The organism is Desulforhopalus singaporensis, from assembly GCF_900104445.1.
Taxonomy (GTDB): domain Bacteria; phylum Desulfobacterota; class Desulfobulbia; order Desulfobulbales; family Desulfocapsaceae; genus Desulforhopalus_A; species Desulforhopalus_A singaporensis.
On sequence record NZ_FNJI01000030.1, the window covers coordinates 23,870 to 47,564 of the forward strand.

Consider the following 23,695-nt stretch of genomic DNA (forward strand, 5'->3'; position numbering starts at 1 on the left):
GGAGAAATTTATGACCGCAGTTCAAGGCGTGGATCAGGCTTTTTGGTATATAATCGGCTTTTCTCTCTTTCTGCTCACCGGAATTACTGTCGTGATGGTCTATTTTGTGATCAGGTACAGGCGGAGTATCCATCCGGTATCCTCCGACATAAGGGATAATTACGGCCTGGAGATAGTCTGGACCGTCATCCCGACCCTGATTGCGCTGTCCATGTTTTATATCGGTTGGAAGTCCTATGTCGGGCTGCGAACTGTCCCGGATGATGCGATGGAGGTTGAGGTACTCGCCCAGAAGTATTCGTGGATCTTTGTCTATGACAACGACAAGGAGACGGAAAATGAGCTGGTCGTTCCCCTGGGTAGGGCGGTGAGGCTCAACGTCACCTCCCTCGACGTGCTCCATTCTTTTTATTTGCCCGCATTCCGGATCAAGGTTGATGCCGTCCGGGGGATGGACACTTATGCCTGGTTTCGCGCCGACGAACTTGGCGAATATGATATCGAGTGTACCGAATATTGCGGAGTGAGCCATTCGGCCATGGTCGCCACATTGCGAATCGTTCCCCAGGAGGAATTCGATGGTTGGGTGGAAGAACCATAGACAGCCCAGAGGCCAATTCCGCCGCTTGAAACCAATCCGGTAAAGCGTATCGGCATGGACTGCAACCGTGAATTTTTGCATGGGGAACAACTGCTGTGATTGATGACCAACTGCGGCTTGTAAAGCTCCCACTTTGTCTTTTTGTAGGGTTTTCTGCGCTGTTCGGTTCGGTGCTGGCCGCATCCGCCATTTCGGTTGAAACCCTCACCCTGGGCGGCGGGGTGGTGTTGCTGGCAATGGGCGGGGCGAGTCTTAACAGTATCCAGGAACGTAAAATCGACAGCACCATGAAGAGAACTGCATCAAGACCTCTGGTAAACGGCCGGATCAGGGTCTGCCAGGCGTTTGTCCAGGCGCTGCTGCTGCTTGTTGCAGGGGGTATGTTGATCTATCTGGGGTCGTCGGGTTCGTGGTTGGTCACGATGATCGGCTGCTTCGCGATTGTGCTCTACAACGGGGTCTATACCCCCTTGAAACAGTCAACCCCTTATGCGCTGATCCCTGGAGCTGTCTGCGGGGCTCTTCCTCCCTGTATAGGCTGGCTTGGAAGTGGTGGGGAACTTTTTTCGTATCCCCACTGGCTGTTGTTTTTCCTGTTTTTCCTGTGGCAGGTTCCGCATTTTTGGCTGATAACGCTTTACCATAAGAACGATTATAAAAATTCTGCACAACCGAGCCTTGTAAAACAGCTCAGAGAAAAACGTCTTGAGCGACTGTTTTTCACCTGGATAGGGGCCCTGGTTACGGTGATGATGATGTTTTTGTCGCTGCCGATCCGGTTCGATGATCTTTTCCGTTACGCAATTGTGTTCAACGGTGTGGCGCTGCTGGGGTGTTTTTATACAGTTCTTGCCGGTCGTTTTTTTGCCAGCAATTACCGTAACCTCTTCACCGGTCTTAATCTTTCGCTTCTTTTTCACATGATAATCGTACTGGGTGCACGGTTGACAACAAGTTAGTGGAACGGGCCGGTGGCGTAACTGTAAGAAAGTATTATTATAGACTGAAATCGATGGTACCATCACGTAAACATACAGGAGAAAAATAATGATCAGTGAAAAAATGAACGTAGTGCTTAACGAACAAGTCAATGCAGAGATGTTCTCTTCATATCTTTATCTGGCCATGTCCGCATGGTTCAGCCAGAGGAGCCTTCCCGGATTTGCCAACTGGATGCGGGTGCAGGCTGAGGAAGAGCAGTTTCATGCAATGAAAATATATGACTACATCCTTGAAAGAGGCGGATCCATCGAACTGAAAAGTATAGACAAGCCGGAAACCAAATGGGAATCGCCCCTGGATGTTATAGGAGATGTCGTCGCCCATGAGGCAAAAGTTACCGGATTGATCAATGACCTCATGGAGGTGGCTATAGCCCAGAAAGATCACGCCGCCAATATATTCCTGCAATGGTTTGTCCACGAACAGGTAGAGGAAGAGGACAGCGTCGGTGAGGTGTGTGACCGGCTGAAAATGATCGGTAACGATTCGGCCGGCATGTTCGCCATGGACCTGGAACTTGGCAAGAGGGTGTTTACCCCGCCGGTTGCTTAACGTAGAGCCAACACTTTAATCCGGGAGGAGATGATGAAAATAGATTGGGCGTATATGCGCAAGGGGTGAGTTTCATGCAAAAAAGCCTGGACGGTTTTTGAACAGAAAATGATCCTGGTTGGTGACGAGATTGATGCCAAAAAACATGTGTTGACCGGCGAAAAGGTGTGGGAAACAGTTGCCGGAGCCGAAAAAATATACGTTGCCAGCGGCCAGAAGATATTGGAATTTGATCCGGCTGACAGCGACAAAGACCAGCTGCTGCAGAAAATTACCGGCAGAACGGGCAACCTCAGGGCGCCTGCCCTACGGATTGGAAATGTCTTCTATATAGGTTTCAACACCGCCATGTATGAAAATCTGGGGTGAGTTCATCGTGCATAACGACTGGCAGTCGTTATGCACGATGATGGTGGCCTGCACATTCAGCTGTTGATCTATTCCGCCGCGTTTTTGGTGAGGTACTGTGCCACTCCCTCCGCGGTAGGTTTCATGGCTTCCTCGCCTTTCTGCCAGTTGGCGGGGCAGACTTCACCATGTTGTTCAGTAAACTGCAGCGCATGAAGAATACGCAGCGCTTCGTTGACATTGCGGCCAAGGGGCAGGTCATTGACTACCTGATGACGGACAATTCCCTCCCTGTCGATGAGGAAAAGCCCTCGCAAGGCGATTCCTGCATCAAGCAGCACCCCGTAATCCTTTGAGATCGACTTGTCGAGGTCTGCGACCAGCGGGTACTGGATATTGCCGATTCCCCCTTCGTTGACGGGGGTTTTCTTCCAGGCAAGATGTGAAAATGCGGAATCAATCGAAATTCCAATCAGTTCACAGTTGTTTTCTTTGAACTCATCCACTGCCTTGTTGAATGCAAGGATTTCCGAAGGACAGACAAATGTAAAATCAAGCGGATAGAAAAAAAGCAGCACATATTTTCCCCGATAATCGGAAAGACTGAAATCATCCTTGAAACTGTTGTCGGGCATGACGGCTGTGGCACTGAACTCTGGGGCTGGCCGGGTAACGATAAGGCTCATTGTATATCTCCTGTGAAATGTTTGCTTCTTGTTATATAGTTAGGCATGCCTAACGCGTAGGCTAAAAAATAAGCTGACCCACCGTCACAGACAGGGGACAGCTTATCGAAAAATTAATCTATCTTGGTGAAGGCGTCTTTGTCAGCGCCGCACAGTGGACAGACCCAGTCATCGGGGAGATCTTCCCAGGCAGTTCCTGCCGCAACACCGTTATCTTCATCGCCTACGGCCGGATCATAAATGTAACCGCATACACATTCCCACTTTTCCATTGTTAACCTCCGTTATAAAAATTTAATGATAATTATTCCTATTTGAGAGCAATTATAGCAAACGGAATTGAAGAGTCAATAAAAAAATGGTGAATTTTCCGAATAATGGGCAATGAATCTTAATTGCCTCCTTCTTTCTGTTGATCTGAAAAGAGTAATAACCTGACTAACTATCGTTGCGTCTCCTCGGAAATAGCCGGTATGACGCTTTCTACGGTGAATGTGGTGTGCGATTGTTGACGCGGGGCAGGGGACATATTTTTTCAGTTTTCACATATTTTTAACGAAAGGGTCTGACGGTTGAACCAGCGTGGCTCTGAGGCTGTATGTACCATTGTTGCAATCAATAATGTTGACGCATGCGTACGGCTGGCTGACGATAAAGAGTTTTTTTACATTTATGCCAAGGATTCTGCAGAGGATTACCCGGTTGACTCCGGCATGGGCAACGATAACCGCAAGCCGGGAACCGGACTCGGCGATGTCTGAAAAAACCGGCCAAACCCTCTGCTGCAAATCGATAAAACTCTCGCCGCCAGGAGGACGATAGGTATCAAGGTTCTTGCCCCGTGCCTCATAGCAGCCGGGGTATCGATTGTTGACTTCCCGGGTTGTCAGACCTTCCCAGTCTCCGAGACAGATTTCCTTGAAATCGTCTATGACTTCGACAGGTTTTTTTGTTATTTTCGGCGAGAATTGTGCAGCTCTCCACGCTCCTTCCCCCCCGCCCACAGTGGCGGGACGAAGTTTTTTCTGGTCCATGGTCTTTCCCACCAGGTTTCCCCCGAACGGCACGTGCCATCCGAGGGAGGGATCTTACCAATCCTACCCACGTCGGCCACAAGAGTCATTTTCTCAACCGTGGCCTTGCCGGTCGCTGTCTCCACGGCAACTTCCGCCATGAACACCCCGTACATGTAACAGGCGAACGGGTTCCCCTGGCCGTTTTCGTCACACTCATCTGCCGGTGCCGTCCATTTTCCACTGTATTTGGTCGGGATGTTATTTTTAACCATCTCGTCAAAGGTGTGATAGCCGCCATTATTTGCCATACCTTCAAGCAATAACTCACAGGCGGCCTTGATGGCTCGGCCGATCACCACCTGTGAACGGCTTCCGCCGGCAGGCCCGCCGTTGGGGCAGCGGGAGGTGTCGTTGAGCACGATGAGTATCTGTTCCGGGGCGAGGCCGAGCGGTCTGAGGGCTTCGTGGGCCACCCCAAGTGTACCCATGTCGGCGCCCTGGCCGTGCTCATGCCAGGTGGTGTAGACGGTTACCGTGTTATCGCTGTTGAGTTCCGCATCCGCCTCGGCACTGTCCGGACCGTCAAGCCCACTGCCGTAGACACCAAGGGAAATGCCGACACCTCTTTTGACATCTGCGGTGGATTTCAGGGCGGCTGCTTCCACAGCCTGGTTATACCTGGGCCGTAAAGTGTCGAGGAGTTCCGGAAGGCTCCAGGCCTCAGGGCGTTGTCCTGTTGGAGTGGTGGCGCCCTCGCGGTAGACGTTCAGGTAGCGAAATTCCAGTGGATCGATACCTGCTTTTTCCGCCAGCTGGTCGATAAGCACCTCAGAGGCAAACTCGGATTGCGGCGAGCCGTACCCGCGAAATGCCGATCCCCACGCATGGTTGGTGCAGACAGTCCTGCCAATGCCGCGGATGTTGGCTATATCGTAGCCTGCGCCGATAAACTGAGCGCCGCGCAGGGTCAGGAGATCGCCAAATTCAGAGTAGGGGCCGTGATCCACCGACCAGTCCGATTCAAGGCCGAGTATTTTTCCGTTTTTGTCAGCGGCGAGACGGACGTTCATGAAGAACGGTGATCGTGTGCCGGTATAGGTCTGCTGCTGGAAATAATCGTAGCCGAGATATACGGGGCGTCCTGTGGCCAGGGCCGCGGCACCGATCAGGGCTTCCATGGTCGGACTGAATTTATAACCAAAGATTCCACTGGCAGGATTCTGGACCATGATCATGTTTTCAGGGACAACCCCAAGACCCGGAGCTATCATAAACATATGCAGATGAAGGCCGATCGATTTGGAATGGATAACCAGCTTGCCTTCATCGTTGATATAGGCGAATCCGACGTCGGGCTCTATCGGCATATGGGGTTGGCGGCCTACATAGAAATCGTTTTCGACTACCTACCCGGCGGCTGCAAATAGTGGTTCGGTCTCTTCGCCTTTTGCCACCCGCTGTTTAAAATAGACGTTAGGGGGGCCGGGATGAATCTCGATGGCGTCGCCGAATTGGAACACCTTCTCATCGCATAGAATGGGGCGATCCCACCCGTCTCCCTTGTTGGTGGGAAACGTTATAAGGCCGGTAATACGGTTTTTCCCCTTGATGTCCTTGTGGGCGAGTATCTTGTATACTCCTGGCATGAGGCCGGCTTCTGCGGTATCGATTGATTTGATATGGGCGTGGGACACTTCTGCCTGTACCAGGGCGAGTTGAAGCGTGTCTTCAGGGAGTTGCAGACCAAGGTCCGCACCGTAATCACAGGTGCCGGTGACTTTGGCCAAAGCGCTCGGCCGTGGATATTTGGTGCCCCATATTCTCCCGTCTTCGGGGATCATGAACTGCAGTTGCTCAATACTCATTTCGCCACGGAGGACTTTGGCCGCGTCCAGAGTGGCATCGACCAGCTGCTTGTAGCCAGTGCAACGGCAGGCATTTCTGTGCCTACTGAACCAGTTGCGCACGTCCTCTCTGCTGGGACTCGGGTTGCTGTCGAGAAGTCCTTTTGCCGATACGATAAATCCCGGGGTGCAGAATCCGCACTGGGCGCCGCCGTGCACTATCCATGCAACCTGCAGCGGGTGGAGGTCTTCCGGCGTGCCTATCCCTTCAATGGTGGTTATCGTGGCTCCGTCCTTGATACGCCTCATTTTCATGGCACAGGAGCGAACCACTTTGCCGTCGATCAGTACGCTGCATGCTCCGCACTGTCCTTCGTTACAGCCGATCTTGGTGCCGGTGAGCATGAGGTTTGATCTCAGCACCTGGGCCAGGGTAGTGTCTGCCTCGACCACAAGTTGCCTTGAAATACCGTTAACAATAAGCTCTTTTTAAATCATACGCGTCCTCCGTTATCCATCTAGCGATGGTTCTGGTAAAAGCATTTTCGGGTACATTCCCGAAAAAAAATGACAGGCGGACAAGCAGCAGCCGGCCGTGCCTGGATCTCTTTATCCTGTGTTCAGACTAGATCGTGCCGAAATCGCACGTAGGAAACCTACAGTGATCACAACCTTTGCAAAAACCTCCGTATCCAAAGGCCACGATATCTTTGCGCTGGAGTTTTTCTCCGGCTAGAATCCTCGGGATCGTCAAGTCGAAGATGCTCGCTTTGTGGTACATAACACAGCCGGGCAGGCCGACGATGGGGACATCGTTCAGATAGGCCAAAAGAAATATGGCTCCCGGATAGGTCGGTGCCCCATAGCTGACGATTTCAGCGCCGGTTTGTTTTATGGCGTTGGGGGTCTGGTCGTCGGGGTCTACGCTCATACCTCCGGTTACGGCAATCAGGTCGGCCTTGCATTCAATAAGGGTGGTTATTGCGCGAGCAGTGAAATCAACTTCGTCAGATACAAAAATCTGCTCTATTATCTCAGAGCCGAGATCATTGAATTTTTTCTTTAATATCGGGCCGAAACGGTCTTTGATTCGTCCCGAATAGACCTCGCTGCCGGTGGTCACAATTCCGACCGCGGCTTTTCTCAGTGGCTTTACCTCAACTACCGGAAATGCGGTGCTGCACAGCCGGTCGACGTTGTCGAGGAGTCCTGAGGGTACCGCAAGAGGAATTACCCTGGTTGCACCGACGGCTTCATTTTTTTTTACATAGCGGTAACTGTGCAGTGTCGCCATGGTTACGTCCTGAAAAGTATTCAGACTATTTAAGGCGGCCGGGTTTATATAGAGGAGTCCGTCCGTTGAGGCTCTGAGGGTTGCTTTCCCTTCTTCTGGACCGGTGATTTCAATGTGCTGTCCGGCGGTGCTGCGGGCTATTGACAGGGCGGCCTCGTCTTCATGAACGTAGCCATCCTGCTGGTCATAGACGTAGAGATTTGCTTTGCCGATATCGAGGAGAACAGGGATATCCTCCGGAGTCACCTTGTGTCCGCGTTTGAACGCCGGTCCTTTAAATTCTCCCGGAACGATCTTGGTTACATCGTGACAGAGAATCGTCCCTGCAGCATTTTCGACTGGAATGGTTTTCATTGTTGTCAGGTTGCTATTTGGAAACAGATCTATGTCTAGTGAAAAAATAAACTAAATTTAAAAGTGTTTCGGTGGTAAATAAATTTGATATGCGCAGGATTAAACTCAATAAATTTCGTTACAACAAATCATTTATAAAAAATGACAAATTATAACCATTACCGACACAGGGTCGGATTGTGATGGGTTTGGTGCTTGTAACTAACTAAAATAGCGCATTTAAAATATTTTTCTGGAAGTGGTGGGGGCGAATTTGAAGATAGACTTGTAAAAAACAAAAATGAATTAAGCGCTATAGAGGAGTTAGGATGATATTTAAGATAACTTTAATAATGATATTTTCTGCCAGCTGAAAATGTGGATTTTCTTTGTTTTAAAGGTGTCGTTTCAGTGAAACCATTAAAATTTTATGCTGATGGGTTTTCTGAAAACCATTGTTGGAGGGGTGTATTTGCATAAAATAACATTGCAATAATCATGCCGGTTTTTAATGTACGTAAAAACAGTGAGATAGGATATGACGGCAGGAACAGTGCTGTATCATTTTGACTCAGGCATCGGATAACAGAAAAGACACTGCGGTAAAGGAAAATGGGCAGAGGGGTAAAGAGTACATGTAAAACGAAGCAGCAGCGGCCGGTGTTTACAAAATGACCCACAGTAAAAGCCATACGGGTCTTTTTGTCCTACCTGTTTCTTCTTGAAATCTCTTTGCAGGGAATAAGTGCCGTTGCGGTTGCGGAAACTATATTCCCTGCGACCCCGGGACCGTCGCCCGCGACAAAGAGCCCCCTGACCTTGGTTTCCAGGTTGTTGTCAGTGGCCACTTGGGTAGCAAAAAACTTGATCTCAGGCGCATACAGAAGTGTCTCGTCGTTGGAGACTCCGGGGATGACCTGGTTGAGCTGTTCAAGACCATCCACCAGATTGGTGAGAATTCTTTCCGGCAGCGCCATGGCGATATCGCCGCAGGTTACATTCTTCAGGGTCGGTTCAATATAGCTGTTTTTAACCCGGTTCCAGGTGGAGCGCCGGCCCCTGCGCAGATCGCCGTAGCGTTGGAGTATCGGTTTCCCCCCGCCGATAAGGGTGGCGATCTTGCCGATGGACTCGCCATATGCCTGGTTGTCTTCAACAGGGTCGGTGAGAACAACTTTGGAGAGAAAGGCGAAATTGGTATTGTCAGATTTCTGGTCCATGTAGGCGTGACCGTTCACGCAGACAAAATCCTGGTAGTTTTCAAGCGCCACAAACCCGCCGTAGTTGGTGCAGAATGTCCTGGTCTGGTCATCGTATTTCGATGTGCGCACAAAGAAGGTAGGGTCATATATGGTCGAACAGAGGTCCTGCATGATCTCGTTGTGGACCTCAACCCGTACTCCGACCTCTATGCCCCGCTGGGATACATTTATGCCGTGGTTTTTAACCGTCTTGGCAACCCATTCCGCCCCCGCCCGGCCGGGAGCGAGAATCACGTTTGGCGCATAATAGTCTCTTTTGTTGGTTGTCACCCCGGTAACGGAGCCGTTTTCGGCCGTGATTGTCAATACTTCTTCACTATGATGAAAAACCACACCTCGCTCCGCCACATAATCGGCCATCTTGGCGATGTACTCGGGGAGGTTGTCGCTTCCCAGGTGTTTCTGTTTGATGATCAGCAGGTCGATCCCCTGTTTTCGTGCTTCCTTGCGAATGTCCCGGGCCCGGGCCATGTCGGTCGGGAATACCTTGCCGTCCATATTGAAGCGGTTGAAGATCGATTCTGTCTCGTCAATCAGGGCAATAGCGGAAGATGTATCGAGAAACTGGGTCAGGTCGGTTTTGCCCAGTTTGTGGATGAAGTTGAGCTTGCCGTCGGAAAACAGGCCGGCACCGCCTATGCCGCACAGGATATTGCAGGGTTTACACTTGATGCAGCCGATATCCTTGATGGGACATTTGCGTTTGAGGGGCGGGAGACCTTTTTCAATAAGGAGAACTTTAAGAGATGAATGTTGTGCAAGGTAATAGGCCGCAAAAAGACCTGCCGGCCCGCCTCCGACAATAATCACGTCAAATTGAGAAGACGGCTGTTGTTTCTTTCGGCTTTTTGTCATCACATCTCTCCCGTGGTGTGGCTGGTTCCTGTTTATTCTCGGCTGCGCTCATCCGTTTCTTGCACTACCGGATAAAACATACCGATAGCAAAGGGGTAACAACCACGGCCACGGAGGTCAAGATAATAATAAACGAGAAAAATAGGAGCGGAGTTTGCTCGGCAGGCGATAAAACCAGGCTCCGGATTGTTGCCAGGCTGGAGAATCCGGAGCCGGTTGCACTATCAAAGAGGTTGCTGCTAGTTGGCCGGGTTTGGTTCTTCCGGAGCTTGTTTGGCGACGCTTAACCCGTACGCCATGCGGACCTTGTTTTCGATGTCGGTACACATTTCAGGCTGGTCTTTGAGAAATCGTTTCGCGTTTTCGCGGCCCTGGCCGATTCGTTCGTCCTGGTAGGAGTACCAGGCCCCGCTCTTGTCGACAATTTCCAGATTAACCGCCAGGTCGAGCAGGTCCCCGATTTTTGATACCCCCTCGCCGTAGACGATATCGAACTCAGCTTCCTTGAACGGTGGAGCTACCTTGTTTTTGACCACTTTAACCCTGGTCCGGTTGCCAATGACTTCCTGGCCGTCTTTGATCTGGCCTATCCGCCTGATATCAAGACGGAGGGAGGAGTAGAACTTGAGCGCGTTCCCCCCCGTTGTCGTCTCAGGGTTGCCGAACATTACGCCGATCTTCATTCTTATCTGGTTGATAAATATGAGGATAGTGTTCGACCTGTTGAGGACCCCGGTAAATTTACGCATTGCCTGGGACATCAGCCTGGCCTGAAGACCTACGTGGGAGTCGCCGACATTTCCGTCTATCTCCGCACGGGGGACAAGGGCCGCTACCGAGTCGATGACGATGACGTCGACTCCTCCGGAACGAATCAGGATTTCGGCTATCTCCAGGGCCTGCTCACCGAAGTCGGGCTGGGACACCAGGAGATTATCGACATCCACGCCAAGTCTTTCAGCGTAGCCGGTGTCGAGGGCGTGCTCGGCATCGATAAATGCTGCTGTTCCGCCGGCTTTTTGAGCTTCGGCCACGACGTGGAGAGCCAGGGTGGTTTTTCCCGAGGATTCCGGTCCGTACACCTCGGTGATGCGTCCTTTGGGCAGTCCGCCAACTCCCAGGGCGATATCAAGGCTCAGCGCTCCGGTGGGTATCACCGGAATATTTTCCGTCTCCCGGGTCCCCAGCCGCATGATCGAACCTTTGCCGAACTGCCTCTGGATCTGGCTGATTGCGTTGTCTACACTGCTGTTTTTATCTCGTTTATTAGCACTTCCGGCCATAATTGTCTCCGATGAAGATATGAATGTCAAAGAAATAGGAATGGATACTATGTACCATACTTTTGAAAATAATTAAAAAACTTAAAACCGGCTACGGGGATCTCGTCAAAATTTTGGCACCAGCGATCGCCTTCAGCTGATGGCTCGCTGCAGCAGATATTTGCGGACGAGGTCAAGTCCGCTCTGGGCGGAAATTTCCCTGATCTGCCCGCGGTCGCCATCAAAATGAAACTTGGTGACCCAGTTCTCCTCTCTGGTGGCAATGGCGATATAGACCGTGCCGACCGGCTTTAGCTTGGTGCCTCCACCTGGGCCGGCAATACCGGTTACGGCAAGGCCTATGTCGGCACCGCTTTTGGTTCGTATACCTACGGCCATTTCCTCGGCAACCTCACGGCTGACGGCGCCTTTTCCCTCTATCAGCTCCCGGTCTACCCCGAGAAATTCCGATTTCATTGAGTTGGCATACGAGACGACTCCGCCCAGGAGATAGTCTGAGCTTCCCGGAGTGTTGGTTATCCTTCTGCAGATAAGCCCTCCGGTACACGATTCGGCAACTGCCAGCTGCAGTTTGCTTTTTTTGAGCAGTTTGCCGACGATTTTCTCCATGCTTTCCCGGTCGCAACCGTAGATGGAGTCGCCCAGGACGGTGTTGATGGCCTTGCAGGAAGACTTGAACAGACGCTTGGCATTGTTGTTCTTCTGGTTGCGCACGGTAAGGCTCAGGTGGACTTCGGGGAACACCGGATAGTAGCCTATGTGCACGTCATGGTTAAGGTCCAGGGTCGCTATCCTGCGGTTCACCTCTGTCTCCGGCAGATTGAAAATTCTGAAGATGCGGTGGTAGGTTGTCAACTGATGGTGTTCGTGCCAGGTGGAGAGTTTGGGCAGCACCTCTTCGATGAGAAGCCGCTGCATCTGGCTGGGGATTCCCGGCAGGAAAAAGATCGGCTTGTCATCGTGGATCAGCTGGTATCCGGCCATGCGCGACTGAGGATTGAGCGCTTCGGCACCGGAGGGGAGCCAGGCAAGCTTTTCAAGGCTTGATACCGGGCTGGTGGTAATCTCGTCGAGGTGGGTGCGGATATTTGCGAGAATTTCAAGGTTGGGCATGGTCGGGCGGTTCAAAGCCTTGGACACCGCCTCGTTGGTCAGGTCGTCGTCAGTGGTTCCCAGGCCGCCGGTCACCACTATCGCGTCGGCACGGGTCAGAGCCTGTTTGAGCGCATCGCCGATCACCGCCGGGGTGTCGCCGATGGTGTTCATGGCGTAAATGTCATATCCGGCATCGTAGAGGTGCCTTGCGGCAAAACTGCTTGTCGTGTTCTGGATTCTTCCCGAGGTGAGTTCGTCGCCAATTGCAATAATTTCAATTTTCATGCTGTTAAACCTGGGTTGCGCTGACATGGTCGTTTTGTAATGTATCCAGCCGTACTTTGGTCAGGGTGTTGAGAAGGCTGTCCGGACCCTTGAACCGTACGGCCACGTAATTGTCGGTAATCCCCTTGAGCATTCCCTGGCGGTCCTTTTTGCCTTCAACCAGCACCGTCCTGATGGTGCCCAGCTGGTTCTGGTAGAACAGCTTTTTCTTCCGGTCGCTGAGCAACCGCAGCTGGGCCACGCGGACCTCTTTTTCTTTCTGGGAGATTTGGCCCTTCATCCGTGCAGCTTCTGTTCCTGGCCGGATGGAGTAGGGGAAAACGTGCAGATAGGTGAAATCAAGAGATTGCAGAAATCGTACACCGTTGTTGAAATGTTCTTCGGTTTCCCCCGGAAATCCGGCGAGTATGTCTATGCCGATGGCCATGTCCGGAAGATACTCGCCGCACAGGTTGATAATATCGCCAAACTGGTCCGTGGTATACCGTCGGTTCATTTTTTTTAAAATGGAATCATCGCCGCTCTGCAGCGGAATATGCAGGTGCGGCTGGATATTGGACCTTTCGGCCATGAGCTGCAGCAGTTGCCGCGAGATCTCTATCGGCTCAAGGGAACTTATTCGGTAGTAAACCTCCGGGGTTGCCCTGGTCAGAAGGTCGAGCAGGGAGGTTATGTCCTGTTTCGGTTCGAGATCGTGTCCATAATAGCCCAGATGGATGCCTGTCAGGACAATCTCCTTATGACCCTGTTCATGAAAAATTTTCGCCTGTTCGATTACTTCTGCAAGCGGCAGGCTTCTGCTGGGACCGCGGGTGAACGGTACGATGCAGTAGGTGCAAAAGCTGTCGCATCCATCCTGGACTCTCAGATAGGCACGACTGCGGTCGCCGAATCGTCTTACCGGCAGACGGCAGATATCTTTTGCCTGCAGGATTGCCCCCGGGGCTGGCGGCTCGATGTTTGACCGGGTAAAGGCGCTGTTGACCAGCCTGTCTTTTTCACTGTTGCCGATGATTGTGTAACGCCGCCCCAAAAGCTCTTTTTCGTTTTCCAGTTCCCGAGCCCCGATTTCCGCGTAGCACCCTGTTATAATGATGTCGGCGTCTGGGTTTTTTCTCAGGGCCTGCCGGATCGACTGCCTGGATTGGGCTCCTGCGCTCGCGGTGACCGCACAGGTGTTGATCACAACGAGGTCTGCATCGCTGCCGGAACGGACGACCGTAAAACCCCTTTCTTCAAATCCAGTTTGAAACGATGCCGATTCAAACTGGTTGACCTTGCAGCCGAGGGTGGTGATAAGAACTTTTTTCATGCAGATATACTCTGTTTTTATTCGATGATGCCCGAGCCCAGCAGTTCACTGCCGTCGTAGACAACGGCAAATTGGCCAGGGGTTACGGCCCGCTGTTGCTGGTCAAATACAAAACGTGCCCGGTTGTTGTCAAGCAGGCTCAGTTGAGCCAAAGAGCCGCGGTGGGAGTAGCGGATTCGCACCTTGTACTTCTTGTTGGCAGAAGGTGCGGACCCGGCCAGCCAGTGCACCTCTTTTACCGTAACCGATGTTTTAAACAGCTCGTCGTTTTTCCCTACTACGACACTGTTGGTGGCGGTGTCAAGCCGTATGACGTAGAGCGGGCTGTCGCTGGAAATGCCCAGCCCCCTTCGCTGGCCTATGGTGTAGCAGTGCAGCCCGCGGTGCACGCCGAGTTCTTCCCCGGAACCGGTGACGATGGGGCCGCTGCCGGTCTGGGCAGGATTACGGCTTTCGAGAAAATCGGTTATGCGGTTGTTTTCAAGAAAGCAGACGTCCTGGCTCTCTTTTCCCCTGAACCCGTGGAAGCCCTGCTGTTCCACATAGCGATAGATCGATTCCTTGGTCATCGACCCCAAGGGGAAAAGAATGCTGTTCAATTGTCTCTGGTCAAGCCGTGACAGAAAGTACGATTGGTCCTTTTCGCAATCGTCGCCGGCAAAAAGTCGGCACCTGTTTTCGTTGCACTCAATGCGGGCGTAGTGACCGGTGGCCATCCGGTCCATGCCGTGATCAAGTATGGTCTCAAGAAAAAGCCCGAATTTTATTTCCCTGTTGCAGATTACGCATGGGTTGGGGGTGTGTCCCCGGAAGTAGGTGGCGGTAAAGTAGTCAAGAACTTTTTGCGAAAATTGGTGATGCAGATCGATGATATGGAGGTTGATGCCCAAGGCTGACGCAAGCTCTTCGACTCCTTTTTTCTGGTCGTCATAAGCGGGTTGCGCCAGCCTCATGAAAAATCCTTCGACTTCATATTTTTCGCGCAACAGAAGTGCACAGGCGGTGGAATCGACCCCTCCGCTCATAGCAATGCCAACTTTCATTTTGTTTTGCCTGTATTATCGAGTAAAAAGTGTGCGGCGTATTACGACTTGAAAATCGTGATTTTCATGCATACATATCGGTATGCGCATATAAGGGACAAGACTGTTTTTCACTACCCTTGGTCCACTCTTTAAAAAATAAACATAAGACACAGTTGCAAAGATTGTCGGAAAAAAAACAGAAGAATACCTTACCTCACCATGGATAAAAATAAAAGCGACATTGCGCCCGGAATAATATCCCGGGGAAAACCTCTGCAGTTACCCGAGCTTCTGGCGCCGGCCGGTAATTATGAGAAACTGGTAACCGCGGTTCACTACGGTGCTGACGCTGTCTACCTTGGGGGCAAAAAATACAGCCTTCGTGCCAAGGCGGGCAATTTCAGCCTCGAAGCTATGCGTCAGGGTGTCGTTTTTGCCCACGAGCATGGGGTGAAGGTGTATGTAACGGTAAATATATTCGCCCACAACCGGGATCTGGCGGATTTGCCTCAGTATCTGGTTCAGCTGGAAAAAACAGGGGTGGACGGACTTATACTGTCCGACCCGGGAATCCTCGAGACGGTAAAAAAAGTTGTTCCCGCTCTTTCCGTGCATCTGTCTACCCAGGCAAATGTCACCAATAAACTGTCAGCAGAGTTCTGGCTTGGCCAGGGGGCTTCGCGGTTGAACCTTGCAAGAGAGTTGAACCTTGAGGAAATTGCAGCGATCAGAAACCATGTTGAAGGGGAGCTGGAAATATTCGTCCACGGGGCGCTGTGTATTTCCTATTCTGGCAGGTGCATGTTGTCAAACTACCTGACCGGAAGGGATGCCAACCAGGGCAGTTGCGCCCATCCATGCCGCTTCAGCTATGCCCTGATGGAGGAGAAGAGGCCAGGGGAGTATTTCCCGGTCGATGAGGACGAACGGGGAACATATATATTTAATTCCAAGGACCTCTGTTTGCTTGAAAAACTCCCGCTGCTGGTCGCTTCCGGAGTCGATTCGCTGAAGATAGAAGGGAGGATGAAGTCAATCTTTTATGTCGGTGGGGTGGTCCGGGTATACCGAAGGGCGCTGGATTATCTCGCAACTCTTCCGGCCACAGCATGGCAAAATCCGGAAAAAATCGTGATGCCGCAGGAATTCGTTGCCGAAATCCATCGTCTGGGCACCAGGGGAACCAGTGAGAATTTTATCATCGACCGGCCCGGTAGTTCAGAGATGATCTACTCTTCCTCGCGAATGGGCCAGGCCAGCGAACCGGTAGCGGTGGTCCGGGAAAACAGTGGTCCGAGGCTTCTGGTGGAGATGCGGAATACGGTCTTTCCCGGGGAAACGGTTGAATATATGGACCGGGGCATGGCCGATCAGAGGGTGAAAATTCTTTCCATGACAGATGAACAGGACGAGACGGTGGAAAAGGCAAATCCCGGAAACAGAGTGTGGCTTGAGCTCGACTCGTCGGTTGAGACGGCTGCGGTTAATGGGATCTTCAGAAGAACAAAGATTGACGCATAACAAAGTAGGGGAAGATTTTCTCACCGCAGCAGCAAAAAATTCAGCACCAGCCATATAAGCGCTGCGCCCAGATAAATGCGAAAATTAAAAAGGCTCAAAACCAGGGCTGTTGCAAATACGTTTGTCCTGTGTTCGAAGGTGGCGTTGCCCTGCTTGATCCGCAGCTGGCCGTGAGAAAGTCGCCCCGAAGGAATTTTCCGGTAGTAAAACGAGAAGCAGCTGGCCAGCAGGGCATTGATCAGGGCTGCGATGGCAAAAGCAACGACAATAAGGGTGTTCCATTTTTCGGCGAGCATGTCTCCCTCTTATGCCGGCGATCCGGGTCGGCTGCCAGGAACCGGCAAACCTTTTGGTAATGTAAAATCAGACAGCCGATTCGAACATTGACATCATCTTGGCCTGCATGGTGTCGGTAACTGCCAATCTGTCATGGTCAGACTGGAGTCTTGAAGCAAGCAGTCTGCCGGCATTTACCGCAGCCGCCATGACGTCCGGCTGTTTTTTTACGTCCGGAATCATATCCTCGGTAATTTTCACTCCCGGTCCGTGAAGCATGTTTGGTATGCCCACCTGACAGGATTCGCCATAGCCGCAGCTGTAGCATGAAGCGGCTCCCTGGCCATGGACTTTGGCTACTGTCTCTATAAAATTATAGAGAAGAAAGGTTTCCAGGCAGTCGGCCGGAATCCTTCCGCTTGTACCTCCCGCGCCAACCGTTACAGCGAGCTTGCCCCAGAGATGGTTGCCCGCCTGATGGCGGAACTGGAACCATCGTTCGAAAAAAGCATGGGAGGCGGCGTTTATCGTCGAATAATAGTTTGGCGCACCGACCACATAAGCGTCCGCCTTGACTATTTTCTCCCTGATGGGCGTGAAATCATCTTCGACTTTGCATACGTTGTCTTTTACGCATCCCAGGCAGGCAATGCAGCCGGAGATCGATTTGTTGCGAAGAGAGATCAGCTCGTACTCCATCCCGGTGTTTTCAAGAACCGTCTCAACCAGCCTGTAAACAGCGGATTGCTCTTTTGGACGCGGGCTGCCTGATATGCCTAATATCTTCATTTTCTCTCCTTGTAGTCGGTACGCAACAAAACAATTTGTTGTTAAATCTTACGGTAAGCGCCGGTAAAATTCAAAAGAAACTTTGCAGGGGCGGTGCTGTGCATACCGGTTTTCTGCACCCGGGACATGGCCAACCACTGGTTGCAGGTAAATGGGTATAAAAGCTGGTCTTCAAGTAAAAAAAACAGTTACCCGGCGAGGGTCTGCATCATTTTTTTCGGGGGGAGTTTCTTTATTATCTGACGCAATCCGTCGTAAAATTGTTTCGATTCGTAGTCGACGATGATATCGGCGACGGTCAGCGGCCTGGAAAGGGTGAGCCCCGACAGTGAACGGCACCTGCTGAGTGCGACATAGGTCTGACCGGTTTCAAACGATCCGGCTCCAAGGTCAAGGTGCACGTTCTCTATGGTTTTTCCCTGGCTTTTATGGATGGTTGACGCCCAGGCCGGAACCAGTGGGAATTGCTGGTACGACCCTGTGCGGGTTCTGTCTATCCGGTTGCTTTTTTTGTTATAGAAATAGTGGTAATCGGTCCACTTGACTCTGCCGACATCGACGATCTTCCCGGTCTCGGCAAGCTCGATGAAGATCTTGTCGTTGAGAAGCCTTCTGACAACGCCGATAGAGCCGTTGATCCACCTTTTGTTGACATCGTTGCGGGTAAACATTATCTGGGCGCCGACCTTCACTGTCAGGTCCGTCGGCGCCGGCAGCCTGTCTCCGGAAAATTGTCCGCTCAACAGGCCGCGGTAGGATCTCGCTGTACCGGAAAGCCTTGTCATCTCCTCACTGTTGCGAAAATCAACCTCCCTGTTGCGGGGAGAAAGCCAGACGGTTCCGGGGCCAACTCTGTCGGTAATGGTGCAGCGGCTGTTGAGATGAGCCACGCTGTTTTTCAGATCTACACCTTCCCGCAGCCTGGTCAGGATATCGACAAACTCCTGGTCCGACTGACGGTAGGTCCTGGTGAGTTCCACACCATAATAGGTGGCCTGCTGCAAACATCTGGCGTTATAGAATTTGGGGCTTCCGTAAATCTTTTTATAGAGGGGGACAATATCTTTTGTGACGACCGGCGGGAGCTGGAACATATCGCCGACCATGATCACCGGAAGACCTCCGAATGGGGCGTTGACTCCACGGTTAACCCGCAAAAAAGCACTTATGCCGTCCAGCAGGTTGGCTGTGACCATCGATACTTCATCGATGATGAGAAGTTTGGCTTCCCTGAACTCTCTTTTCTGGGGCGCCTTTTTTATATGGGATTTCACTATCCATCCGGTGGGAAGCTGAAAGAGGGAGTGGAGGGTTTTGCCACCTGCTGTTATCGCGGCGTTGGCTGTTGGAGCCCCAAGCAGCACCGACCCTGCAAATTCCTTCATTGCCCATCTGACAAAGGTACTCTTTCCGGTGCCGGCCCCGCCGGTGATAAAAACGAGAGGAAACTGATTGTCAACCAGTTTCTTCACCAGGCGGTACTCTTTCAGGACATCGATTGCCGCCAGATCGAATTCGGACCGGTTATCGGGTTTGAGGCGGGCGACAAGGTCTCTGCTGTACGTGAATTCACGGCGTTCTTCCCTGACAGAGGAGCCGCTCATCTTATTGAAAACAAAGCCGGCCGCAGTCGCCACCGCTATGAGGGTGAAAGGGTCCATAAGGTTTCCCGGAATCAAGTGGAACTTATTGCAAGAAACCTTATATTTTCCTATTCAGGACTGGATGTCAAGCGAGGATGTGGATTTTGTTCTGCCACCTCAGGCGCTGGTCAAGAAGTGGGTGACTTCTCCGTCACCAAGCACATAGTTTTTCCCTTCGGTGCGCAGTTTTCCCTGTTGTCTCGCCCCATTCCACGATCCGGCCGAAATCAGGTCATCGAAGGGAACCACCTCGGCACGGATGAAATGCTTTTCAAAATCGGTATGGATGACTGCCGCGGCCTGGGGGGCCAGGGTTCCGCGTCGAATGGTCCACGCTCGGGTCTCTATTTTCCCGGTCGTGAGGAAAGAGATCAGGTCAAGAAGGCTGTAGGCGGCATTGATCAGTCTTTTAAACCCTGATTGCTCGATGCCCAGCTCCTGGAGGAATATCGCCGATTCGTCCTCGTCAAGCTCGGCCAGCTCGGCTTCAACCCTGGCTGAGACGCAGACCAGCTGATCCCCCTGGCTCAGGGCGTAACTCCTGAGACTGCTGACGTAACTGTTGTCATCGCCGTCCGGTAGGTCGGCCTCGTCGACGTTTGCGACATAGATGACTTTTTTGTCGGTAAGAAACTGGCAGTCACGCCTGAGCAGTGTTTTCTCTTCCGGGGTTAGCTTGCAGTGCCGGGCGGGTTGTTCCTGTTCCAGGCTCTGCTGCAGCTTCTGCAGACCGCTTAATCTGACCTTGGCCTGTTTGTCGCCGCTTTTGGCTTTTCGGCCTTCGGTTTCAAGTTTTTTCTCCACCAGCTCCAGGTCGGCGAGGATAAGTTCCAGGTTGATTGTCCGGGCATCGGATACGGGGTCCAGTCCACCGTGAACGTGGGTAATGTTGTCGTCGGCAAAGCACCTTACCACGTGCGCTATGGCGTCCACCGACCGGATATGGCTGAGAAACAGGTTACCAAGACCTTCTCCGCGGGAAGCTCCCGCAACCAGACCGGCTATATCGACGAATTCAATGGTGGTGGGAATGATTTTCTTCGACCCGCTGATATCGGCAAGAGCCCCGAGCCTGTCGTCGGGCACCGCGACGATGCCGACATTGGGTTCTATTGTGCAGAAGGGGTAGTTGGCGGCTTCGGCGCCCCCCTTGGTCAAGGCGTTAAAAAGGGTGGATTTGCCGACATTTGGCAACCCGACTATACCGATTTTCATTGGCTGGCTCCTGCTAACATTGTGTATCGTCGCGAACACGCACTACATATGAAATTGGCGTAAAAGACAAAACAGTCTTTTACGCCGGTACTGGTTTATACAAAATAAAAGGTTCGACAATATACGTGATTGAAAATAAATATCAAGCAATTGTTGACATATAGTCTCAATTTCCAGCAGATGCAGAATTGTCAGCCGGTTGGCGCAGTTCATCTAGCAGTTACCGGTTTTTGCGCCGATCGGTAAAAAAATATCGGCGCAAAAACCGGGTAAGCGACTCACTGTTACTCGAAAAGTTTTTGTAAAATTGAGCCGGCCTGGTCTGATATCCGCTTTTTGCCAGCCTGTAAAATCAAATCCTTGAGAGCTGTGTCGATAAAGTTTTTGTTGATGGAAGGTTTGGTGACCGTGCCGCTGATCGGGACGGTGATAAAAGATCCTTCGAGATACTTATACAGGTCACCCCCCACCATCTTTCTGGTAACAGGAATAAGAGCCTGGTAATCCAGGCTCTTGTCAAATCCGACCGAGCCGGAAAGACGGATTGTATGTTCATCCAGCTTAATCTCAAGCGGCGAGCAGTGGATTCGCTGCTCTTTCCCCTTAAACTCGATCGCCTGTTCGCCAAGAGTGATCTGTTGTTCTCTGGCCTTCATCGCATCCAGCAGAGGCAGTAAAATGCCTCCGGCCTGCAGCTTGGTGTCGTGGAAGAAAAGGTTTCCCTTAAAATCGGCATCTTTTCCCGCGGGATGGTCCAAGGGCCAGTGGAAATAGGAAAGATTCAGATCAACGGTGCCGCTGGAGATCGCCGCCCCCTTAAACAGCGGGTGAATTTTTGCCAGCAGATCGTTGGACATTGCCGCGGTCAGGCCGGCACCGGAAACTATCTGGCTGTTTTCCGGAAAACTGAGCAGTGGCGGACTGTGGGTGAAGTCTATCGATGGGGTGAGGGTGAGCCTGCCGCGGTTGAGATCGCCCTGGATATCGAATGTTGCAAGAGAATTTTTCAACTGTACAGGAGCCGTGAGCTGTTTTATGCTGACTCCGTAGCCGTCAGCCGATTCCACTCCAAAAGAGGTTGCGATTTCAGTGTTGGCGATCGCATCGTTCCACTTGCCGTTTGGCGAACTGGTTCGTACGACAAACGGCTCGGTGGATATGTCCTTTATGGTAAGGTCGATATTGTATAAATTTTGCATCAACCGGCTTATCTGGTTCCAGTCAAGCGACAGGATACCTTCACCCCCCACCGCTTGAGCGCCTTTGCCTTCTTTGAAGGTGCCGCTGCCGCTTACGGTTGCGGGGAGTGAGGATATTTCAAAGCTGTTGACGGTGAGGTTACCGCTGTCGCCGGCCTGGTCCAGGTCAAGCTTGAGGCTCAGTCGCTGATCGACCGGTTGACCGTCAGCCGTTGCGAGCTTGATCCCGTCTATGAGTCCAGCGCCGACAACTTTTTGATTTCCCATCTCAGCAACGCTCAGTTTCACACCAATCGCTTTATCACCGACCAATTTCATGTTTTCCGGCAATTTGTTAAAGGTGTGCAGTAGTTTGGTCAGATGAAATGGCGACAGGCCGGCTTGGAGCTGCAAACCGGTGATACTGTCTATTTTCTGTTCGGAGCCACTTTCGATACGGTCGGCCGTGACAGTTGTCTTCCCAAGCCAGCTGGTCATATCAAGTGCAAGGTTGTCTGCACTCCTGAACCTCATGGAGTGGTCCAACCGGATATCTGCCTTGACGGAAGCACCAAATTCTTCAGCGGGTATCAGAATGGTGTCGCCCCGCTTTAAAGTGAAGTCAGCGATGGCGAGATCTCCGGTTATGGTTCGAAGCTCCTTTTCCTTTGCAGTGAGCTTCATTGCTACGTTTACGCTGCCGTAACCACTGTATCCGCCGAGATCTATGAACCTGGCGATCCGGGTCAGGCCTTTACCGATATCGCCTGCCAGCTGCAGTTCCATCCCATCGTTATTGCCGTGACCTTTACCCTGCAGGAAAGGGGAGTCTATACTGAATAGGTCCAACCCTATTCCGGTCTGATCCTTTATGCCCTTGGCAACAACGGTTATCGGCTCGTTCCAGGAAACGGCCCTGTTGTCGGCAACGCCTTTGAGATGCTGGAGGGTTGTTTTGAGATCGAACATGGTTGCCGGTCCTGAACTCGTCACATGGGCGGTAGTGTCGATTTTGCCGGTGTCGATTATTACCCCCGGTCTGAGTTTCAGGGTGGCCGGGAATTGCCGGAAAATCTGGGCCAGATCGAGGGAGAGAGCGGCTTCGATCTGGGAGTCGGTCGCCGTACCGAATGATCCCTTGATTACAGCTTGCCCAAGCGAGGATTTCAGTAAAACGCGGTTAAGACCATAGCTGGCACCTTTTTTTTCCGCGTCGACATCAAGGGTTATGGTGCCCAGAGAGGGAGTGTCAGGGGCGATAGCTCCACCGTGGAAATTGAGCTGGTCAACGGAAAAATTACCCTTGACCTGGGCTATGTCTATGTCTTGACCCGTCAGGATAAAATCGGCGTTAAGAAGCCCGCTCCCCTGGGGAAAAGAGTTTATCTGCGACACCAGGTCAAGTATTTTTGCAATCTGAAAATTATCTATGACAACGGAAGCCATGGAATGGGAAGCGTCCGCTGCAGCGGCGGTTGAACCGGGAAATAATATTTGTCCGTCGCCCCTGAAGCTCCCGCTGTTGTCACCATCATAGCAGTCAGCTGAAAAACTGAGAAAGTTTTGCGGACCGGAAACAGTTGACGTGAGGTTGAGCCGTTGCAGGAGGGGGGTCTTATTCCCTTTATCCGATACCATTACTGCCGCGCCGTCTTTCACCACAATGGTGGCGGTAATAGCGGGCAGACTAAATTGGGTTTTCCCGCTTTTAGCTGAAGCTTGCCGGGGCTGGACCGGGTCTGGCGGGGTAGTCGTGCCCTGCTCCCCGGTTTTGTCGCCACCAGCCTGTGTGGTCGCGTTTTTTTCAGGTCCTGCGGTCCGGCTTGCAGTTACCACCGGAGAATCGATTGTTATCTCTCCAAGGTCCTGATGATCACTGAGAAACCCAAGGAGTCCCTTTGACGTCTGGATATCGGCTGCGGTGACAGCCAGTTTCGCCGCCTGGTCTTCATAGACAAATCCTTCTATGTGTACCGGCATCGTCCATCCGAGGGAGAGTCTGTCAAATTTTATCAGGCCGGGTAATCTGTCGCTAAGAGATTGTTGAACCGTTTTGACCCCCCATGGAGAGGAGATGATGCTGGGCAGGAAAAACACCAGACATGCAGCCAACAGCAGCACACCGGTAACCACTAACAACAGGAATTTTCTCTTACCGGACGAGGTATTTTTTTTCATGAATATGTGCCTCCTTTTGGCGTAAGATCACAGCATCACAGGCAACCTTTCACTGTCGGCACCCACTGCTGCGGATAAAAAAGTGGTAATAATCTATAAGAT

General features: G+C 51.8%; 18 protein-coding genes and 2 pseudogenes. 5 read left to right on the forward strand and 15 right to left on the reverse strand.

Annotated features, from left to right (window positions below):
- Window positions 1-10 precede the first annotated feature (10 nt).
- The 4 genes and pseudogenes from coxB to BLQ17_RS17205 form a co-directional block, all read left to right on the forward strand.
- Window positions 11-601, forward strand: a complete 591-nt coding sequence (coxB, locus tag BLQ17_RS17190) for a cytochrome c oxidase subunit II (RefSeq protein ID WP_092225086.1) — start codon at window positions 11-13, stop codon at window positions 599-601.
- A 95-nt stretch (window positions 602-696) separates the two neighbouring features.
- The gene (locus BLQ17_RS17195; RefSeq protein ID WP_176761288.1) at window positions 697-1,560 is read left to right on the forward strand and encodes a protoheme IX farnesyltransferase; all 864 of its coding nucleotides are present in this window, start codon (window positions 697-699) and stop codon (window positions 1,558-1,560) included.
- 88 nt (window positions 1,561-1,648) lie between these two features.
- Window positions 1,649-2,155 (forward strand): ferritin, encoded by a 507-nt coding sequence (locus BLQ17_RS17200; RefSeq protein WP_092225090.1) that lies wholly within the window; start codon window positions 1,649-1,651, stop codon window positions 2,153-2,155.
- Window positions 2,156-2,239: 84 nt separating this feature from the next.
- Window positions 2,240-2,524: pseudogene (locus BLQ17_RS17205) on the forward strand (ArsC family (seleno)protein); the annotation flags it as partial.
- A 68-nt stretch (window positions 2,525-2,592) separates the two neighbouring features.
- Here BLQ17_RS17205 and BLQ17_RS17210 read toward each other — a convergent pair.
- The 10 genes and pseudogenes from BLQ17_RS17210 to mnmA all read right to left on the reverse strand — a co-directional run bounded on the left by BLQ17_RS17210 (window position 2,593) and on the right by mnmA (window position 14,811).
- A complete protein-coding gene (locus tag BLQ17_RS17210; RefSeq protein WP_092225094.1) occupies window positions 2,593-3,189 on the reverse strand; it encodes a peroxiredoxin in 597 nt (198 codons plus the stop codon).
- A 113-nt stretch (window positions 3,190-3,302) separates the two neighbouring features.
- Window positions 3,303-3,461, reverse strand: a complete 159-nt coding sequence (locus BLQ17_RS17215) for a rubredoxin (RefSeq protein WP_092225096.1) — start codon at window positions 3,459-3,461, stop codon at window positions 3,303-3,305.
- Window positions 3,462-3,731: 270 nt separating this feature from the next.
- Window positions 3,732-4,223 carry a histidine phosphatase family protein gene (locus BLQ17_RS17220; protein WP_092225098.1) on the reverse strand — a complete coding sequence of 164 codons (492 nt, stop codon included), beginning with the start codon at window positions 4,221-4,223 and terminating at the stop codon, window positions 3,732-3,734.
- 20 nt (window positions 4,224-4,243) lie between these two features.
- Window positions 4,244-6,529 (reverse strand): annotated as a pseudogene (locus BLQ17_RS23560) (molybdopterin-dependent oxidoreductase); the annotation flags it as partial.
- 145 nt (window positions 6,530-6,674) lie between these two features.
- On the reverse strand, window positions 6,675-7,697 hold the full coding sequence (locus BLQ17_RS17230; RefSeq protein ID WP_092225100.1) for a molybdopterin-binding protein: 1,023 nt from the start codon (window positions 7,695-7,697) through the stop codon (window positions 6,675-6,677).
- Window positions 7,698-8,383: 686 nt separating this feature from the next.
- On the reverse strand, window positions 8,384-9,793 hold the full coding sequence (locus BLQ17_RS17235; protein ID WP_092225102.1) for an NAD(P)/FAD-dependent oxidoreductase: 1,410 nt from the start codon (window positions 9,791-9,793) through the stop codon (window positions 8,384-8,386).
- 239 nt (window positions 9,794-10,032) lie between these two features.
- Window positions 10,033-11,076 carry a recombinase RecA gene (recA, locus tag BLQ17_RS17240; RefSeq protein ID WP_092225103.1) on the reverse strand — a complete coding sequence of 348 codons (1,044 nt, stop codon included), beginning with the start codon at window positions 11,074-11,076 and terminating at the stop codon, window positions 10,033-10,035.
- A 132-nt stretch (window positions 11,077-11,208) separates the two neighbouring features.
- Window positions 11,209-12,456, reverse strand: coding sequence for a competence/damage-inducible protein A (locus BLQ17_RS17245; protein ID WP_092225105.1), 1,248 nt, complete (start codon window positions 12,454-12,456; stop codon window positions 11,209-11,211).
- A 4-nt stretch (window positions 12,457-12,460) separates the two neighbouring features.
- Window positions 12,461-13,768, reverse strand: a complete 1,308-nt coding sequence (mtaB, locus tag BLQ17_RS17250; protein ID WP_092225107.1) for a tRNA (N(6)-L-threonylcarbamoyladenosine(37)-C(2))-methylthiotransferase MtaB — start codon at window positions 13,766-13,768, stop codon at window positions 12,461-12,463.
- Window positions 13,769-13,785: 17 nt separating this feature from the next.
- Window positions 13,786-14,811: a tRNA 2-thiouridine(34) synthase MnmA gene (gene mnmA / locus BLQ17_RS17255; protein ID WP_092225109.1), complete on the reverse strand. Its 1,026-nt coding sequence runs from the start codon at window positions 14,809-14,811 to the stop codon at window positions 13,786-13,788.
- Window positions 14,812-15,012: 201 nt separating this feature from the next.
- Here mnmA and BLQ17_RS17260 point away from each other — a divergent pair, with 201 nt between their 5' ends.
- The gene (locus BLQ17_RS17260) at window positions 15,013-16,314 is read left to right on the forward strand and encodes a peptidase U32 family protein (protein WP_092225111.1); all 1,302 of its coding nucleotides are present in this window, start codon (window positions 15,013-15,015) and stop codon (window positions 16,312-16,314) included.
- 20 nt (window positions 16,315-16,334) lie between these two features.
- Here BLQ17_RS17260 and BLQ17_RS17265 read toward each other — a convergent pair whose 3' ends face one another.
- The 5 genes from BLQ17_RS17265 to BLQ17_RS17285 form a co-directional block, all read right to left on the reverse strand.
- On the reverse strand, window positions 16,335-16,610 hold the full coding sequence (locus BLQ17_RS17265; RefSeq protein ID WP_092225113.1) for a hypothetical protein: 276 nt from the start codon (window positions 16,608-16,610) through the stop codon (window positions 16,335-16,337).
- A 67-nt stretch (window positions 16,611-16,677) separates the two neighbouring features.
- Window positions 16,678-17,379, reverse strand: coding sequence for a flavodoxin family protein (locus tag BLQ17_RS17270; RefSeq protein ID WP_092225114.1), 702 nt, complete (start codon window positions 17,377-17,379; stop codon window positions 16,678-16,680).
- A 188-nt stretch (window positions 17,380-17,567) separates the two neighbouring features.
- Complete coding sequence (locus BLQ17_RS17275) at window positions 17,568-19,040, reverse strand: ATP-dependent DNA helicase (RefSeq protein ID WP_092225116.1); 1,473 nt, start codon at window positions 19,038-19,040, stop codon at window positions 17,568-17,570.
- A 99-nt stretch (window positions 19,041-19,139) separates the two neighbouring features.
- On the reverse strand, window positions 19,140-20,237 hold the full coding sequence (gene ychF / locus BLQ17_RS17280) for a redox-regulated ATPase YchF (RefSeq protein WP_092225118.1): 1,098 nt from the start codon (window positions 20,235-20,237) through the stop codon (window positions 19,140-19,142).
- A gap of 284 nt (window positions 20,238-20,521) precedes the next feature.
- On the reverse strand, window positions 20,522-23,593 hold the full coding sequence (locus tag BLQ17_RS17285) for an AsmA family protein (protein ID WP_092225120.1): 3,072 nt from the start codon (window positions 23,591-23,593) through the stop codon (window positions 20,522-20,524).
- Window positions 23,594-23,695 lie beyond the last annotated feature (102 nt).

What these genes read in the sequence shown, in the direction of transcription:
- recA (WP_092225103.1), bottom strand. Translation starts at nt 11,076, where the DNA reads ATGGCCGGAAGTGCTAATAAACGAGATAAAAACAGCAGTGTAGACAAC.
- BLQ17_RS17220 (WP_092225098.1), bottom strand. Translation starts at nt 4,223, where the DNA reads ATGGACCAGAAAAAACTTCGTCCCGCCACTGTGGGCGGGGGGGAAGGA.
- BLQ17_RS17235 (WP_092225102.1), bottom strand. Translation starts at nt 9,793, where the DNA reads ATGACAAAAAGCCGAAAGAAACAACAGCCGTCTTCTCAATTTGACGTG.
- BLQ17_RS17260 (WP_092225111.1), top strand. Translation starts at nt 15,013, where the DNA reads ATGGATAAAAATAAAAGCGACATTGCGCCCGGAATAATATCCCGGGGA.
- BLQ17_RS17270 (WP_092225114.1), bottom strand. Translation starts at nt 17,379, where the DNA reads ATGAAGATATTAGGCATATCAGGCAGCCCGCGTCCAAAAGAGCAATCC.
- BLQ17_RS17230 (WP_092225100.1), bottom strand. Translation starts at nt 7,697, where the DNA reads ATGAAAACCATTCCAGTCGAAAATGCTGCAGGGACGATTCTCTGTCAC.
- BLQ17_RS17215 (WP_092225096.1), bottom strand. Translation starts at nt 3,461, where the DNA reads ATGGAAAAGTGGGAATGTGTATGCGGTTACATTTATGATCCGGCCGTA.
- BLQ17_RS17245 (WP_092225105.1), bottom strand. Translation starts at nt 12,456, where the DNA reads ATGAAAATTGAAATTATTGCAATTGGCGACGAACTCACCTCGGGAAGA.
- mnmA (WP_092225109.1), bottom strand. Translation starts at nt 14,811, where the DNA reads ATGAAAGTTGGCATTGCTATGAGCGGAGGGGTCGATTCCACCGCCTGT.
- BLQ17_RS17200 (WP_092225090.1), top strand. Translation starts at nt 1,649, where the DNA reads ATGATCAGTGAAAAAATGAACGTAGTGCTTAACGAACAAGTCAATGCA.
- mtaB (WP_092225107.1), bottom strand. Translation starts at nt 13,768, where the DNA reads ATGAAAAAAGTTCTTATCACCACCCTCGGCTGCAAGGTCAACCAGTTT.
- BLQ17_RS17265 (WP_092225113.1), bottom strand. Translation starts at nt 16,610, where the DNA reads ATGCTCGCCGAAAAATGGAACACCCTTATTGTCGTTGCTTTTGCCATC.
- BLQ17_RS17210 (WP_092225094.1), bottom strand. Translation starts at nt 3,189, where the DNA reads ATGAGCCTTATCGTTACCCGGCCAGCCCCAGAGTTCAGTGCCACAGCC.
- BLQ17_RS17275 (WP_092225116.1), bottom strand. Translation starts at nt 19,040, where the DNA reads ATGGACCCTTTCACCCTCATAGCGGTGGCGACTGCGGCCGGCTTTGTT.
- coxB (WP_092225086.1), top strand. Translation starts at nt 11, where the DNA reads ATGACCGCAGTTCAAGGCGTGGATCAGGCTTTTTGGTATATAATCGGC.
- BLQ17_RS17285 (WP_092225120.1), bottom strand. Translation starts at nt 23,593, where the DNA reads ATGAAAAAAAATACCTCGTCCGGTAAGAGAAAATTCCTGTTGTTAGTG.
- ychF (WP_092225118.1), bottom strand. Translation starts at nt 20,237, where the DNA reads ATGAAAATCGGTATAGTCGGGTTGCCAAATGTCGGCAAATCCACCCTT.